The sequence below is a fragment of the Nitrosospira sp. Nsp18 genome, from assembly GCF_900103145.1.
Lineage (GTDB): Bacteria > Pseudomonadota > Gammaproteobacteria > Burkholderiales > Nitrosomonadaceae > Nitrosospira.
This window is the reverse complement of sequence record NZ_FMWY01000009.1, coordinates 41146-56727: the sequence shown is the minus strand read 5'-3', so window position 1 is coordinate 56727 and position 15582 is coordinate 41146. Positions and strand designations below refer to the sequence as shown.

Genomic DNA, 15582 nt, shown 5'->3' with positions numbered 1-15582 from the left:
CTGTTAACTGGCAAGATTGTATCGGTTAACAACGGCGGCTATGCTGGAGAGCAAGCGCTTACCACGGAATTGGCTTACCATCATAAGCGATGAATTTCCCCGAATCCGCCGAGGTGAGATCACTGATGACGCGGCGCATGCCGGATACGCTTTCTGCTGTGGAAATTAATGCGTTCTTGCCACCCATATCGGTCTGCACCCATCCGGGGTGCAGTACCACCGCAATGATTCCCGCTGATTTGAGGTCAATTGCAAGGCTTTTAATAACCATATTTACGGCCGCCTTGCTGGACCGGTACAGGTAGCTGCCGCCGCTGTCGTTCTCCGCAATGCTGCCCATCTTGCTGCTGATGGTCACGATAATTTTTCGACTGCTTCTGGCAACATGCGAGTTAAACGCTTGGGCCATCTTCAGCGTTGCCATGGTATTAACACGAAATTCATGGGCCCAAGCCTCATAATCGATACTATTGAAAGTGCCCGCGTGAGAGCCGGTATAAATTCCGGCGTTGTTGAGCAGCAGATCGATCGGCTCGGCGGCTGACGACTGCGCCAATCCCTCGATTTGCGCATGATCAGCAACATCGAGCGCATGCACGGTGACCTGCTCAGGATAGCCGGCGGCCAGCGTATTGAGCGCACCTGATTTTTCAGGATGACGAGTGCAAGCTAAAATGCGCCAGTCCTCTGCGGCATACTGCCTGCAAAATTCCAGCCCAATCCCGCGGTTGGCTCCTGTGATTAATACAGTTTTCATATTTCTCTCCTCATGCGCCTGCCTGCTGGTGAATAGCGCTTGGTGGTCAACGGGAATATACCCGCGCTGCCTGATGCTATAAAGAAATATCGGCGGCTAATATGTTGGGTAACGAGATAAATCGTTTAATTGCTTTCTCGCTCATTATGTATAAAAAGTGAAACGAATGGCAATATAAAAGGAGCGAAGGATATGATTCAGCGGATTGCACTGGTAACCGGCGCGTCCAGCGGTATCGGAAGGGCTGCGGCCGAGCTTCTTGCCCAAAATGGTTATTATGTATTTGCCGTGGCGCGGCGATTGTACAGGCTGGAAGAGATTCGTTCTGATCGCATCGAGCCGATAGAACTGGATGTGACCGATGAAGAAAATATTAACCGTGCAGTGAGTCACATTATATCGACCAAGGGGCGTATCGATGTGCTGGTCAACAACGCGGCACTCTGCCAGTTAGGGGCTATCGAATGTGTTTCGATGGAGGCTGCGCATCGGCAGTTCGAAGTTAACGTTTTCGGCTATGCACGGTTCATGCAAGCAGTTCTCCCGCATATGCGGGAGCAGAAATCAGGATCGATAGTCAATATCGTTTCGGCACTGAGCAGAATATCGGTGCCCGGTTTTGGTTGGTATGCGGCTACCAAGTATGCCATTGAAGCGCTAACCGATGCCCTGCGTGGCGAGGTGATGGAGTTCGGGATTAAAGTTGTGCTCATTGCGCCTGGCATAATAAAGACAGAGTTTGTTCCCAACCAGCTAAGGTTGTTAGAGACCGTTGCGCATCCGCCAGCCTACAAGAAACTTCTGGACGGCGTGCATAACCTTCTGGTTGGCGAACCCAGGGCGCCCGGTCCGGAAATTATCGCTAAGGCGGTGCTTGATGCCGTCACGTCTTCGGTTCCACCGGTAAGGCATGCGCTCCCCTTTGATTCCAGAATCTCGGTCATAGCCAGGTGGCTGTTGGGTGGCCGCATCTTTGCCTGGACGGTCCGGCTACAGATGAGATTCTCCAGGCGGTAACGGCTTGCCAATTGGAGGACCGGCACTATCGACTCATCCGATAGCTAGCTTCCTTCGCGTTTTAACAGGACAGCTTGCTGCGGGCTAACTCGCGTCGTCAATCCGCCGGCGCCTCTTTCGATGCAGAAAAGAGATCCCATGCAGCGATGAAGAGCGCCGCAATTACGGGTCCGATAACGAAGCCGTTAAGACCGAAAAGGACCATGCCTCCCAAGGTTGAGATGAGAATCACATAGTCGGGTATTTTTGTATCCCTGCCGACGAGTATGGGGCGCAAAATATTATCCACGAGCCCGATCACGAGCACGCCGAAAGCGATGAGGGTGACGCCCTGCCAAACAGCACCGGTAAAGAGAAAATAGATCGCTACCGGCACCCAGATCAGTCCGGCTCCGACTGCGGGCAACAGGGAAAGGAAGGCCATCACAAAGCCCCATAGCAAGGCCCCTTGAATGCCGAGGAACGAAAACATTATTCCACCTAGCGTGCCTTGCGCCGCGGCAACAACAACGTTGCCCTTTACGGTGGCGCGAATAACGGTAGTGAACTTGCTGAATAGATGCCGCTTGTGCTCCATGCTGAGCGGTATCGCTTGTTTGATCCTGATGGAAAGAGCAGCGCCGTCGCGCAGCAGGAAAAATAACAGGTACAGCATAATGCCGAAGCTGATGACGAATTCAAAGGCGTTCTGACCGATGCTGAGAGCGTGCATTGCGATAAATTGGCTGCCCTGCAAAGCGCCGGTCGATAGCATATCCTGCAGCTCGGAAATATTGGTGAGCCCGAGCCGGTCCAGAACGTTGGTGACCCAGGGTGGCATAGCTCCCATGATCTGCTGAAAATAAGCACCGAAATTAAGCTGTCCAGACCGGATTCCCTGGTAGACGATGGATCCTTCCTGTAGCAGCGAAATCGTCATTATCGTAACCGGAAGAATCACTATGATCAGGCAGAGCAGGAGGGTGGTGAGCGCGGCAAGATTCTGCCGCTGGTTCATGACGGCCAGCAATCTGCGATGAAACGGTGTAAATATGATGGCAAGAACCGAGCCCCAAAATACTGCGCCATAGAAAGGCAAGAGAATCCACCCGAATGCTACGGTAACGAAAACCAATAGGAGCAGGAAAGTTTTTTGTTGGAGCTCCACAGAATTCATATAATCCAGATAGTCAGGTAAAGGGCGTGATTTGTAGCGCGAATCGTATCTTAACTCAGCCCCAGGATAGATAGTGGTGTTGAAAGAAATGAGACTAAGTTTGTCCAGTTAAACTGTATTCAGGGTACGGCAATGGCCGGGTTGGTGGCCTCGTTGGGAAGCGCCCGGCATACTGATATGCATACGAATGCCTGGCTGAATTCCCGTCTGGATGGCTACGGCTGAAGCGCGCAGGCGTTGAATGTACCAATGACAACGTCTTCCGTTTGAATTGACTATGAAGGCGGAAAGGTGACACTTTAATATCGAACCCGCCGGATTCGACGAGCGGATAAGCTGTGCCGCATCAGGCGAATGAGCCTGATTTATTTATATCAGCTTTTTGGCATTGCATTCAATCCTGCCTGTGCAATTTGCGCATCCTCGTGGGATCTCACACCGCTTACTCCTACAGCGCCGATGAACTGGCCATCCACTATGATGGGTAAACCACCTTCGATCGGCAGGGTTCCGGGCAGGCCGAGATAACGCAAGCGTCCGTCAGCGACGTGTTCTTCCCACACCTTAGTGGGACGTCGAAATGCAATCGCCGCGCAGGCCTTCTGAATTGCGACATCGACGCTGCCGAACTGAGTATTGTCGAGGCGCAGCAGGTAAACCAGGTGAGCCCCGTCATCAACGATTGCAATCACCACCGGCCAGTTATTGCGCCTGGCTTCCGCTTCCGATGCAGCGGCAATAATTTTGGCATCATCGAGCGTGAGGGCGATCTTATTATTCATGACTATCCATCTCGCAGGCGACATTGTGAACGTCAAATCGATGAAAGTCGGTATCGAATGGGACGCAAAATACGTTGTTGCTGACTGGGGTCGGGTTTCGGTTCAAGCTTGAAGTGACGAAATACATGATATTCCTCACCGAATATATAACGCCGGGAATCGGGAAAGATTGAAAAAGCGGGTATGCAATTTTTAGTGTACCAAAAAAAAAGCACGCCATAATTTCTCGGCGTGCCTTGTCTGCGAATAAAAGGCTCATAGCAATGGGACAATCAATAAGGCAACAATATTCATGATCTTGATGAGCGGATTGATCGCGGGGCCGGCGGTGTCTTTGTAGGGGTCGCCGACAGTGTCGCCGGTCACCGCCGCTTTATGCGCTTCCGAACCCTTGCCGCCAAAGTGGCCGTCTTCAATGTATTTTTTGGCGTTATCCCAGGCTCCGCCCCCGGCAGTCATGGAAATCGCTACAAAGATACCCGTGATAATGGCGCCAATCAGGACACCACCCAAGGCGACGGGGCCGAGCAGGAGGCCGACGAGCAAGGGCACGGCAACCGGCAGCAACGAGGGGATAATCATTTCCTTGATGGCGGCCTTTGTTACCATATCCACTGCTCTGGAATAGTCCGGCTTCGCGGTACCTTCCATGATCCCGGGAATCTCCCTGAACTGGCGGCGCACTTCCACCACCACCGAACCGGCAGCCCGACCGACAGCCTCCATCGCCATGGCCCCGAACAGGTATGGCACCATGCCGCCGAGGAACAAGCCAATGATCACCATGTGATCGGATAAGTCAAAATTCAAGAGCTTGCCGCCCGTGGAAAGCGCATGAGTGTAATCGGCAAACAGTACCAGCGCGGCCAAACCGGCGGAGCCGATGGCGTAGCCTTTCGTTACCGCCTTGGTAGTGTTCCCTACCGCATCCAGCGGGTCGGTGATATCGCGTATCTCTGATGGCAAACCTGCCATTTCCGCAATTCCGCCGGCATTGTCGGTAATGGGTCCGTAGGCGTCGAGCGCCACGATGATACCTGCCATCGATAGCATCGAGGTGGCGGCGATAGCGATGCCATAAAGGCCCGCCAACTCCTGGGCGCACCAGATGGAGACGCAGACGGCAAGTACTGGAGCGGCGGTCGATTTCATGGACACACCCAGACCGGCGATTACGTTGGTGCCGTGACCGGTGCTGGACGCTTCCGCGATATGCTGTACTGGCCCATATTCGGTAGAGGTGTAGTATTCGGTAATCCACACCATGGCGGCAGTCAACACCAGACCTACGAGCCCGGCGAGGTATAGATTCATCGATGAAACCAGTTTGCCGTCAATCATCACCCCTTCGCCCAGCATCATCGTCGTGATGGGATAAAAGGCGACCGCAGCCAGTACACCGGCAACCGAGAGACCGCGATAAAGCGCGTTCATGATCTTTCCGCCCTCACGCGCTTTGACGAAGTAGCAACCGATGATGGAAGCGATAATGGAAAATCCCCCCAGCACCAGCGGATAGAGAACCGCATTAGGACCGGCGTCTGTGATCAGCAGTCCACCCAACAGCATGGTAGCAATAATGGTCACGGCGTATGTCTCGAACAGATCGGCAGCCATTCCCGCGCAGTCGCCTACATTGTCGCCCACGTTGTCGGCAATGACTGCCGGGTTGCGCGGATCATCCTCGGGAATGCCGGCTTCGACCTTGCCCACCAGATCGGCGCCTACGTCGGCGCCTTTAGTAAAAATGCCGCCGCCGAGACGAGCGAAAATGGAGATCAGCGAGCTACCGAAAGCCAAACCCACCAGGGCGTGAGTCGCATCTGATTCATTGGTGCCCAGGCCGGCGGTAAGGAAAGCATAGTAGCCGGCCACGCCCATCAAGCCCAGACCCACCACAAGCATGCCGGTTATCGCGCCGCCTCTGAACGCCACGTTCAGCGCTGCATTGAGACCTTCTCTTGCAGCTTCTGCGGTACGGACATTGGCTCGCACCGAAACGTTCATGCCGATATAACCTGTCAGCCCCGACAAAAAAGCACCGATGAAAAACCCGACAGCGGTTTTCCAGCCCAATGCCAGGAAAATGGCCACCAGTAGAATCACCCCAACGATACTTATGGTCGTGTATTGGCGATTCAGGTATGCCGAAGCCCCCTCTTGAATGGCAGTAGCGATTTCACGCATGCGTTCGTTGCCTGTTGGCAACGCGACAATCCATTTTATCGAAACCACTCCGTACAGGAGCGCAGCCATCGCACAAGCAATCGCGATAATTAAACCAGTAGCCATTTAAACCTCCAGTTAAGTCGGACTGCTCGAAAACACACACGGAATTCCTAATCCCATCAAGCTTGAAGGGGTTTAAATCGTGAAGTCCCCCAGTTTTTTTGCTACCGCCACGTTCTTCAGTCGCACATAGTCCGGTAAGCCATCCTTATAGGGAGGGTAATCCTCTCCCTGGATAAGGGGGACCAGATATTCCCTGCATTTGTCGGTGATTCCAAAGCCATCCTCGCTGATGAAATTCTCGGGCATCATTTTCTCAACGTTGGCAACCTCGGAGAGTTGCGCCATGCCTACCTTCCACACATAAGGATGACTGGAAACGCGCTCTATGGTAGGCATTACGGCGTTATGTCCATCGATGGCGAATTCCACCGCGGCCTTACCCATCGCATAAGCCTGCTCCACATCGGTTTTCGAGGCGATATGGCGCCCGGCGCGCTGTAGATAATCCGCTACTGCCCAATGGTATTTAAGGCCGAGCTCCTCTCTGACAATGTTCGCCACCACAGGGGCAACACCGCCCAGTTGAGCGTGACCGAAAGCGTCACGGATACCCTGGTCGGAAAGAAATTTGCCGTCTTCCCCTTTTACGCCTTCGGATACCACTACCGAGCAGTAGCCAAATTTCTTGACATTGCTATCTACCTTGGCGATAAATTTCGCTTTATCGAAGGGGATCTCCGGAAAGAGAATGACAACCGGGATTTCACGGTCGACACTGGATGCCAGGCCGCCTGCCGCAGCAATCCATCCGGCATGACGTCCCATCACTTCCAGGACAAATACTTTCGTCGATGTTTTTGACATGCTGGCGACGTCGAAGCTGGCTTCGAGCGTGGACACGGCAATGTATTTTGCCACCGAGCCGTAGCCGGGGCAGCAATCTGTAATGGGAAGGTCGTTATCCACCGTTTTCGGTACATGAATGGCCTGGATGGGATAGCCCAGCGTATCGGCGAGCTGTGAGACCTTGAGGCATGTGTCAGCGGAATCACCGCCGCCATTATAAAAAAAGTAGCCGATGTCATGCGCCTTGAATACCTCGATCAGTCGTTCGTACTCACGCCGGTTTTGTTCGAGACTTTTCAATTTGTAACGGCAAGAGCCGAACGCTCCCGAGGGAGTATGGCGAAGGGCGCTGATTGCCGAGGCGGAATCCTTGCCGGTGTCGATCAGATCTTCAGTCAGGGCGCCGATGATGCCGTTACGGCCTGCATAAACCGCGCCTATCTTCCCTTGTTGCTGGCGGGCGGCTTCGATAAGGCCAGCGGCCGAGGCGTTGATGACGGCGGTGACGCCGCCGGACTGCGCATAAAAAGCATTTTTTGCTACCATGATTTTCCCCTGATTATTCTAAAATTTTATCTGCTGCGCATTACGCCGATGCGTTTGCTGCCCTGGCAGCCTGTCGGACTTAAAGGAAATCGGCTGCAAAAGTGTCTGGGTGGGTGATATTTCGCTGATTTTCAACCAATAGATATTGACCTTCAAAATCCTCAAAATCTGCCGTCACCCAGTCACCTTTTCGCTGCGATTCTTCAAGTCCGACAGGCAGTTAGTGCTACCGTCCTGGCCGCGCAACGATGCATCAGGCTGCAGCTTGTTAAGGCTGCTGCTGTGTTGCTGTTCACGGATTAAAACGGCGGCGATATCATAAAGCTCAAGTCCGCCAAGGTTCTTGCTTGAGGTTTATTTCAGTGAAGCAAAAATGGCGTCGCGAATATTTTCTACCGATCCTACCCCCGCTATTTTGACGTACTTGGGGGCGCCCCTTCCGCCGTTGGCTGACCAATTAGCATAATATTCTACCAATGGTTCGGTCTGGGCATGATAGGTTTCCAGCCGTTTCCTCACGGTTCTCTCTTTATCATCGTCGCGCTGTATCAGTGGCTCGCCGGTTACATCGTCTCTCTCATCCATGGCGGGCGGATTGAATATCACGTGATAAATACGGCCCGAGGCGGGATGCAGGCGCCGGCCCGACAAGCGCCTGATGATCTCTTCGTCAGGCACGTAAATTTCGATCACAAAATTGATGGGTACGCCGGCGGCCTTCATTGCATCCGCCTGGGGAATGGTGCGGGGAAAACCGTCGAAGAGGAAACCTTTTACGCAATCGGGCTGTGCAATGCGCGCTTTGACCAGGCCGATAATAATGTCATCGGAGACCAGCCCACCCTCATCCATGATTTTCTTGGCCATGATACCCAGTTCGGTACCCGCCTTGACTGCCGCGCGGAGCATGTCGCCCGTGGATATCTGGGGAATGCCGAAATGTTCCTTGATGTAATTGGCCTGCGTCCCTTTTCCCGCGCCGGGGCCGCCTAATAGAACAATTATGATTATTTCCCCTTATCTCTTTCCATGATCTCCACCTTATAAGGCAGAGCTAGAGGTATTTCTTCATTATTTCCGATAAGTATAGCGCAGCCGAGCATGAGGCTTGAACTTTTTGCTTCAATTTTATGAATCGAGAGGCTTCAATATATTCTTCCTGCTTCATGGCGCGGCAAAATCAGAAATCCATTCACAGGGGTGGCGAGCTTTCCAGCTTCAGCAACTGCTCTTTCAGCTTCACCAGCGTTGCACCAAAATTGCCAAGCCTGTTTTTTTCCTGCTCCACCACCTTGGCGGGGGCACGCTCGATAAAGCTGTTATTGGCAAGTTTGCTCTCCGCCTTGGCGACTTCTGCTTCGATGCGGCCAATTTCCCGGGTCAGCCGTTCGCGCTCGGCCACTATATCCACTTCGATTTTAAGCATCAATCGAAATTCGCCCACGATTGCCACTGGCGCATCGGCGTGGGGCAAGCCGCCGCGCACGATTTCGACGCTTGAGAGTTTAGCCAGCGCCATCAGGTAAGGAACAAATTCAGCGAGCGTTTGCTCATCTCCTGCAGCCAGCAGGGGAACCCTCGATGCTGGAGACAGATTCATTTCGCCGCGCAAGGTCCGGCAGGCGTTGATCATTTCCTTGAGTGCGGCGATCCGGCCGGTTGCATCTTCGCTGATCTTCCCGGGATCAGCTTTGGGATAGGGCTGCATCATGATGCTGTCGCCTTGCTTGTCGGCCAGCGGCGCGATGTTTTGCCACAACTCTTCAGTAATAAAGGGAATAATGGGATGAGCCAGCCGTAATGTTGCCTCCAATACGCGCGCCAGCGTGCGGCGGGTGGCGCGCTGTGCAGCAGCGCTGCCGTCATTCAACTGTACTTTGGCAAACTCCAGATACCAGTCACAATACTCATCCCAGACTAATTCATAGATTTCCCGTGCCGCCATATCGAAGCGGTAATCGCGATAAGCCTGAGTGACTGCGATTTCCGCCAATTGCAAACGGCTGATGATCCACCTGTCGGCATCGGAATATTCCAAGGCCGACACTTCATTGGATTCCGAGGTCAGACTTGCGGCCAAACCGGTATCTTTTCCCTCGCAATTCATCAAAACGTAGCGGCTGGCATTCCACAGCTTGTTACAAAAATTCCGGTAGCCCTCGCAGCGCTGCATATCGAATTTAATATCACGGCCATGAGACGCGAGACTGGCAAACGTAAAACGCAGCGCATCGGCACCGAACGCGGGAATGCCCATAGGGAAGTGCTTACGCGTGATTTTTTCTATGGACTCGGCCTGCGCGGGGTTCATCAACCCGGTAGTGCGCTTGGAGATCAGATCAGGCAACCCGATGCCGTCGATGAGATCCAGCGGATCCAGCACATTGCCCTTGGACTTGCTCATCTTGTGACCTTCCGCATCGCGTATCAGCCCGGTTATATACACCTCCCTGAATGGCACTTTGCCGGTGAAATACAGCGACATCATCACCATGCGCGCCACCCAGAAAAAGATGATGTCAAAACCCGTGATCAGAACCGACGTTGGCAGAAAAGTCCGGAGTTCAGGTGTTTCTCCGGGCCAGCCCAAAGTGGAAAATGGCCATAGCGCCGATGAAAACCAGGTATCGAGCACGTCCTCGTCTTGGATGAGCCTGCGTTCGCCAGCCAGCCGCTGCGCTTCCTCCAGGCTGTGCGCGACAAAGATGTTGTTGTCCTCGTCATACCAGGCCGGAATCCGGTGCCCCCACCACAATTGACGCGAAATACACCAGTCCTGGATGTTTTCGAGCCATTGGTTGTATACATGACTCCAGTTTTCCGGAATGAAACTGACTTCACCGATCGCTATCACTTTCAGCCCGGCTTTGGCCAGACTATCCATCTCCACATACCATTGATCGGTGAGCATGGGCTCGATTACCGCGTGAGTTCGGTCTCCGCGTGGGACCATAAGTTTGTGCGGCCTGGTCTCAATCAGCAGACCTTGTCCTTCCAGATCGGAAATAATTTTTTTGCGAGCATCCAAACGGTCCATGCCCTGATACTGTGTGGGTGCCAACTCGTTGATTTTTCCGTCCAGCGTGAGAATACTGAGCGGAACAAGCTCATGCCGCTTCCCAACCTGGTAGTCATTGAAATCATGCGCGGGGGTAATTTTCAAGCAGCCGGTACCAAATTCCGGATCGACATAAGCATCGGCGATTATGGGAATACTTCGCTCACACAATGGAAGGCGCACGTGGCGACCGATCAGGTGGCGGTAACGGAGGTCATCCGGATGCACGGCAACGGCCATATCGCCCAGCATGGTTTCGGGACGCGTCGTGGCGACGATTACTTTTGTGGACGCTGCGTCGTCCAGATCTATTTCCCCGTCCTTCTCGAGTGGATAGAGAATATGCCAGAGAGATCCTTCCTCCTCGACGGATATCACTTCCAGATCGGAAACCGCGGTCTGCAGCACCGGGTCCCAATTCACCAGCCGTTTGCCACGATAGATGAGGCCATCGCGATAAAGCCGGACGAATGCTTCGGTAACGGCTTGGGATAATCCTGAATCCATGGTGAAGCGTTCGCGCGACCAGTCGCAGGAAGCACCCAGCCGCCTCATCTGGCGACTGATGGTGGAGCCGGATTCCATTTTCCATTGCCATACGCGCTCAATGAATTCTTCCCGCCCTAGGTCGCGGCGATCGATATTCTGCTGATCCAGTTGGCGTTCTACGACAATTTGCGTTGCAATGCCGGCGTGATCCGTGCCGGGCTGCCATAGCGTGTTTTCTCCGCACATGCGGTGATAACGCGAAAGCGCATCCATCAAGGTATGCTGGAAAGCGTGGCCCATGTGCAGTGTGCCGGTTACGTTGGGGGGGGGCAGCATAATACAGTAGGCGGGAACTATCCCTGTTTGAGCGGGTGTCCCATCGGGCATGGATTTGAAATAGCCGGCGGATTCCCAACGCGAATACCAGCGGTTTTCGATGGTGCGGGGATTAAAGCTTTTTTCGAGTTCCATGGATATTGACGGGGAAGGCGGAAAACCGGCAATTATAACGGAAGGTGCGGACGCAAACAGCGACGGTTATCTTCGGGTGATGTTTATCCTGAAGCGGTGGCTAACCGGGATGAGGCTAAGTTGATGCACGGGCGGTGGCCGGAAGGCGCTCAGAGTCCGAATAAGCGGGATTCCAGCGCCTGAATCAATATTTTTCTCGCGTCGGCATTCAGGTCGACCTCCGCGTCCCCAAGCGCGGAATCCAGAATTTGCGCCAGTAGCGATGTAATGTCAGGCTGAGGCGACAGCATTTCAGGGGCCAGATACACCATTTCAGTCAGCGTTGGTATCTCGTCTACTGCTATCAACGACCTCTGCTCTAATGCGGTTCCGTGAGCAGCAATATGAAAAGCCTCGGCTTTGCCATCCGTTTCAACCGAGGCTGGAGCCGATGGGTTGCCCTGGTGCTTGCGCAGCAACGCTTCGAGCTTGCTCAGGATTTCGTTGTAATCAGCTTCTGGCGTCGTTTCATCGCTGCTGTTTGTCATGGAAATGCCGGATTTCGCGAATAGTTGAAAGGGTGTCGGGAGAAGGATATCCGGGAGAAAGAGGTGGATGCAGGATTCCCTGCATCTGACTCAATCTGGGTTTAACTTAACTATACCGCTCCAAGCTTATGATGACGAATTTCATATCCCCGATCCTGATAGAAGCGATAGCGTTTTCGCGCCGCTTGCGTATCTTCCGGCGTAGTACCGGCGATTTCGATCAAGCGCCGAAAGCGGCTGAAGAACGAAGGATTTTCAGGATCCAGGTTGAGCAGGACATCATCGTGTGGAAGATTCGCGGCGTAGCCGAGTATTACCGGTGTGACATCGGCCAACTTGTCGTCAGCACGGCAGTGAGGAATAAAGTCGATTGAAGAAAAAGTCCATAGAAGTTTATCCAGCCGCTCGATCATTGTTGTATCGGTTGAATAAATCATTACCTTGAAGCCCTTCCGCAACGCTTTGGCGACGAGACGGCAAGCGGTATGAAGTTTATCCTCGCTGCCGGAATAGAAGTCGATCTCGGTCATGCCAGTCTATTTCGATTTATGCTCAGCAGGCCCTTTTTTCGCCGCCCGCCCGATCAGGAATTGTGTCAGCAGAGGCACAGGTCGGCCTGTGGCCCCTTTTTCCTTGCCGGATTTCCAGGCAGTACCCGCTATGTCCAGGTGAGCCCATCGATATTTCTTCGTGAAACGCGACAGGAAGCAGGCCGCGGTAATGGTTCCGGCGGCGCGGCCACCGATGTTGGCGATATCGGCAAAATTACTTTTCAATTGCTCCTGGTACTCGTCCCATAATGGCAGTCGCCAAGCGGGATCTGCTGCTTGACCGGAAGCCTGCAGCAATTCCTCTGCCAGTTCTTCATCTGTGCTGAGTAATCCCGACGCAACATGGCCGAGGGCGATGACACAAGCCCCGGTAAGGGTCGCAATATCTATTACGGTCTCGGGTTCATAGCGCTCGGCATAAGTCAGCGCATCGCACAGGATCAGCCGTCCTTCAGCATCAGTGTTGAGAATTTCCACGGTTTGCCCGGACATGCTGGTAACGACATCCGCGGGCTTGGTGGCATTGCCACCAGGCATATTTTCGGTGGTGGGTATGATGCCGATCACGTTGACGGGAAGTCGCATTTTTGCCACCGCCGTAATGGTGCCGAGCACGCTGGCTGCGCCGCACATGTCGTACTTCATTTCATCCATTTCCGCTGCGGGCTTCAAGGAAATGCCGCCGGTATCAAAAGTGACGCCCTTGCCCACCAGCACGACCGGTTTTTCCTTCTTCGTTCGCCCCCAGTATTCCAGCGCGATCAGCTTGGCGGGCTGGTGACTGCCGCGGGCAACGGCCAGCAATGCGCCCATGCCGAGCTTCTCCATGTCCTTCTGCTCCAGAACGGTAACCTTGAGCTTATAAGCCTTGGCCACGTCGATGGCCTGCTCCGCCAGGTAGGTCGGGGTACAGATGTTGGGCGCAAGATTGCCTAGATCTTTGGCAAGATTCATGCCATCGGCAATGGCAAGGCCCTGCTGAAGGGCTTCTTCGCTGGCGGCAAGTTTTACGCGGCCGCCGTCGCTCAGGGTGCAAAGCGTGACCTTACGAAGAGGCGGTTTAGTTTCTTCAACCTGGCTTTTGAGTCGATCGAAGCGATACCTGCTTTCCATCGCGATAATGGCGGTTTGTGAAATTTTCCATGCGGTTTCACGGTTTTTGACCGGTACCTCATTCAAAAACAGGGCGGCGTCCGTAGCGCCTGTGCCATGCAGTGCCTTGAACGCGCTGCGTACCACATCGCAGTATGCTTTATCGCTGAGCTCTTGTTCCTTGCCGAGTCCCACCAGGAGTATTCGCTCGCACAAGGTGTTGGGTACGTTGTGCAGAACCAGTGCAGAGCCTGTCTTACCCTCCATATCGCCGCTGCGCAATAGTCCGCCGATATACCCATCGGCGATCTTGTCCATGGCTTCTGCCGCTTCAGTCAATTTGCGCGGCTCGAATACGCCCACCACCACGCACGCGCTGCGCTGCTTCTCCGGGTTTCCGCTTTTTATATTAAATTTCACCACTTGCTCCTTGATCAGGGGTCTTGCCGGCAGATTACTCAAGCCGGATAATGGCTGATTATCGCCGGACTGTCCGCATAAAGTCAAAGCGGACAGAAAACTGTTACAGCTGTTTACAAAGCCTCTATGACTACTGAATTCTCTGCCCCAGGCGGCGGTAAGCAAGATGAATAAGCGATCTCAATATTGTCATGATGAAGCCTAAGGCTGTTCAAAAATCAGCAAACAACTATCAGGCAAAGCTTGCTGCCCCATTTGCCGTACTCGGTCTTCGCGTCGAAGAAGACTGGCTCACCGATATAGCATACCTGCCCGTCGACACGCCTTTACTTGCGCCGCGTACCGCTTTGGCCAAGGAAGTCTGCGAGCAGCTGCAGGCGTATCTGGCTGATCCGGCCTTTGTATTCAATCTATCGATGCACATTGGCGGCACTGTCCATCAGCGCCGGGTATGGCGTGCCATTCAGGATATTTCCAGCGGGACCACCCGCAGTTATGGCGATATCGCTGCACAACTGCATTCTGCCCCGCGTGCCGTTGGGCAGGCATGCGGAGCCAACCGGCTGCCGATAATTATTCCGTGTCATCGCGTTATTGCAAAAAACGGCGGGCTGGGGGGGTTTATGAATGCGAGCGACGGCGTCCCGCTTACTATCAAGCGCTGGCTATTGCACCATGAAGGTGCCTGAGCTTGACTCATGCTTGCTGGACGAATTCTCGGATGCCTTGTGGCTGGAAGACGGTTTGTCACGTAATACATTGGAAAGCTACCGCAGCGATCTGCAACAATTCAGCCAGTGGCTTGCCAAGCAGAAAGAGCGAAAACAGAATGATAGCTTGTTGGTAGCGGCGACGCATCCCGATCTGCTGGAGTTTCTTGCCTGTAAGGTTTCCGCCAGGGTGAAGGCGAGCACCACCAGCCGCGAACTGTCGAGTTTAAAGCGGTTCTACCGTTTCCTGTTACGCCAGGGAAGAATTCAGACTGATCCAAGTCTCAATATCGATACGCCCAAACTGCCCCGTAATTTGCCTTCGAGCCTTACTGAGGCGGATGTGGAAGCATTGCTTGATGCGCCCGACGTCAAGACTCCATTAGGATTGCGTGATCGCACCATGCTTGAAGTGCTATACGCGAGCGGACTCCGCGTATCCGAGCTGATCAGTCTGGAAAGCCCGCAAATCAGCCTGAACATGGGCATTGTACGAGTGATCGGCAAGGGCGGAAAAGAACGGCTGGCGCCTTTGGGTGAGGACGCGCTAGAGTGGGTAGCTCGCTACACTAGAGAGATTAGACCGGGGTTACTGAAAGGGAGATTGAGTAACGCGCTGTTCGTCACCACCCGTGGCTCGGCCATGACACGCCAGGCTTTCTGGTATCTGATCAAACGTTATGCGCAGCAGGCCGGTATCGCCAAGCCGCTATCGCCACACACATTGCGCCATGCTTTTGCTACGCATCTGCTGAATCATGGTGCTGATTTACGCGTTGTGCAATTGCTGCTGGGCCATGCAGATATTTCCACCACGCAAATCTATACTCACGTGGCGCGCGAACGGTTGAAGCGTATTCATGCCCTGCATCATTCACGAGGATGATTGATAGCTTTTCGCCCATTCTCTGCTAGAGTTAGCTTAAGC

At 53.7% G+C, this 15582-nt stretch carries 13 protein-coding genes; 3 read left to right on the top strand and 10 right to left on the bottom strand.

The annotated features are described in order from the left end of the window. Positions 1-58 precede the first annotated feature (58 nt). Entirely contained in the window at positions 59-757 is a 699-nt protein-coding gene (locus BLS94_RS06005) for an SDR family oxidoreductase (RefSeq protein WP_090958514.1), read from the bottom strand. Positions 758-949: 192 nt separating this feature from the next. Here BLS94_RS06005 and BLS94_RS06000 point away from each other — a divergent pair, with 192 nt between their 5' ends. Then, entirely contained in the window at positions 950-1774 is an 825-nt protein-coding gene (locus BLS94_RS06000) for an SDR family NAD(P)-dependent oxidoreductase (RefSeq protein ID WP_090958512.1), read from the top strand. Between the two features lie 97 nt (positions 1775-1871). Here BLS94_RS06000 and BLS94_RS05995 read toward each other — a convergent pair whose 3' ends face one another. From BLS94_RS05995 to BLS94_RS05950, 9 genes are all read right to left on the bottom strand, one after another. Beyond that, positions 1872-2930: an AI-2E family transporter gene (locus tag BLS94_RS05995; protein ID WP_090958509.1), complete on the bottom strand. Its 1059-nt coding sequence runs from the start codon at positions 2928-2930 to the stop codon at positions 1872-1874. 374 nt (positions 2931-3304) lie between these two features. Then, positions 3305-3712: a GlcG/HbpS family heme-binding protein gene (locus BLS94_RS05990; protein ID WP_072767150.1), complete on the bottom strand. Its 408-nt coding sequence runs from the start codon at positions 3710-3712 to the stop codon at positions 3305-3307. Between the two features lie 255 nt (positions 3713-3967). Further along, positions 3968-6004, bottom strand: coding sequence for a sodium-translocating pyrophosphatase (locus tag BLS94_RS05980; RefSeq protein ID WP_072767149.1), 2037 nt, complete (start codon positions 6002-6004; stop codon positions 3968-3970). Positions 6005-6076: 72 nt separating this feature from the next. Then, positions 6077-7336: a 6-phosphofructokinase gene (locus BLS94_RS05975; RefSeq protein WP_090958500.1), complete on the bottom strand. Its 1260-nt coding sequence runs from the start codon at positions 7334-7336 to the stop codon at positions 6077-6079. Positions 7337-7690: 354 nt separating this feature from the next. After that, entirely contained in the window at positions 7691-8344 is a 654-nt protein-coding gene (adk, locus tag BLS94_RS05970) for an adenylate kinase (RefSeq protein ID WP_072767147.1), read from the bottom strand. 184 nt (positions 8345-8528) lie between these two features. Beyond that, complete coding sequence (locus tag BLS94_RS05965; protein ID WP_090958496.1) at positions 8529-11354, bottom strand: valine--tRNA ligase; 2826 nt, start codon at positions 11352-11354, stop codon at positions 8529-8531. A gap of 149 nt (positions 11355-11503) precedes the next feature. Next, complete coding sequence (locus BLS94_RS05960) at positions 11504-11881, bottom strand: hypothetical protein (protein ID WP_090958493.1); 378 nt, start codon at positions 11879-11881, stop codon at positions 11504-11506. 110 nt (positions 11882-11991) lie between these two features. Beyond that, a complete protein-coding gene (locus BLS94_RS05955) occupies positions 11992-12411 on the bottom strand; it encodes a DNA polymerase III subunit chi (protein ID WP_090958491.1) in 420 nt (139 codons plus the stop codon). Positions 12412-12417: 6 nt separating this feature from the next. Further along, positions 12418-13944 (bottom strand): leucyl aminopeptidase, encoded by a 1527-nt coding sequence (locus BLS94_RS05950; RefSeq protein WP_090958488.1) that lies wholly within the window; start codon positions 13942-13944, stop codon positions 12418-12420. Between the two features lie 191 nt (positions 13945-14135). Here BLS94_RS05950 and BLS94_RS05945 point away from each other — a divergent pair, with 191 nt between their 5' ends. Further along, complete coding sequence (locus BLS94_RS05945; RefSeq protein ID WP_090958485.1) at positions 14136-14633, top strand: methylated-DNA--[protein]-cysteine S-methyltransferase; 498 nt, start codon at positions 14136-14138, stop codon at positions 14631-14633. Next, entirely contained in the window at positions 14620-15540 is a 921-nt protein-coding gene (gene xerD / locus BLS94_RS05940) for a site-specific tyrosine recombinase XerD (protein WP_090958482.1), read from the top strand. Before BLS94_RS05945 ends, xerD begins: the two co-directional genes overlap by 14 nt. The last annotated feature ends 42 nt before the right edge of the window (positions 15541-15582 follow it).

Excerpts from the sequence above, each read along its gene's own strand:
- BLS94_RS05995 (WP_090958509.1), bottom strand. The coding sequence starts at position 2,930 with ATGAATTCTGTGGAGCTCCAACAAAAAACTTTCCTGCTCCTATTGGTT.
- BLS94_RS05955 (WP_090958491.1), bottom strand. The coding sequence starts at position 12,411 with ATGACCGAGATCGACTTCTATTCCGGCAGCGAGGATAAACTTCATACC.
- BLS94_RS06005 (WP_090958514.1), bottom strand. The coding sequence starts at position 757 with ATGAAAACTGTATTAATCACAGGAGCCAACCGCGGGATTGGGCTGGAA.
- xerD (WP_090958482.1), top strand. The coding sequence starts at position 14,620 with ATGAAGGTGCCTGAGCTTGACTCATGCTTGCTGGACGAATTCTCGGAT.
- BLS94_RS05980 (WP_072767149.1), bottom strand. The coding sequence starts at position 6,004 with ATGGCTACTGGTTTAATTATCGCGATTGCTTGTGCGATGGCTGCGCTC.
- BLS94_RS05945 (WP_090958485.1), top strand. The coding sequence starts at position 14,136 with ATGATGAAGCCTAAGGCTGTTCAAAAATCAGCAAACAACTATCAGGCA.
- BLS94_RS05990 (WP_072767150.1), bottom strand. The coding sequence starts at position 3,712 with ATGAATAATAAGATCGCCCTCACGCTCGATGATGCCAAAATTATTGCC.
- BLS94_RS05975 (WP_090958500.1), bottom strand. The coding sequence starts at position 7,336 with ATGGTAGCAAAAAATGCTTTTTATGCGCAGTCCGGCGGCGTCACCGCC.
- BLS94_RS05960 (WP_090958493.1), bottom strand. The coding sequence starts at position 11,881 with ATGACAAACAGCAGCGATGAAACGACGCCAGAAGCTGATTACAACGAA.
- BLS94_RS06000 (WP_090958512.1), top strand. The coding sequence starts at position 950 with ATGATTCAGCGGATTGCACTGGTAACCGGCGCGTCCAGCGGTATCGGA.
- BLS94_RS05965 (WP_090958496.1), bottom strand. The coding sequence starts at position 11,354 with ATGGAACTCGAAAAAAGCTTTAATCCCCGCACCATCGAAAACCGCTGG.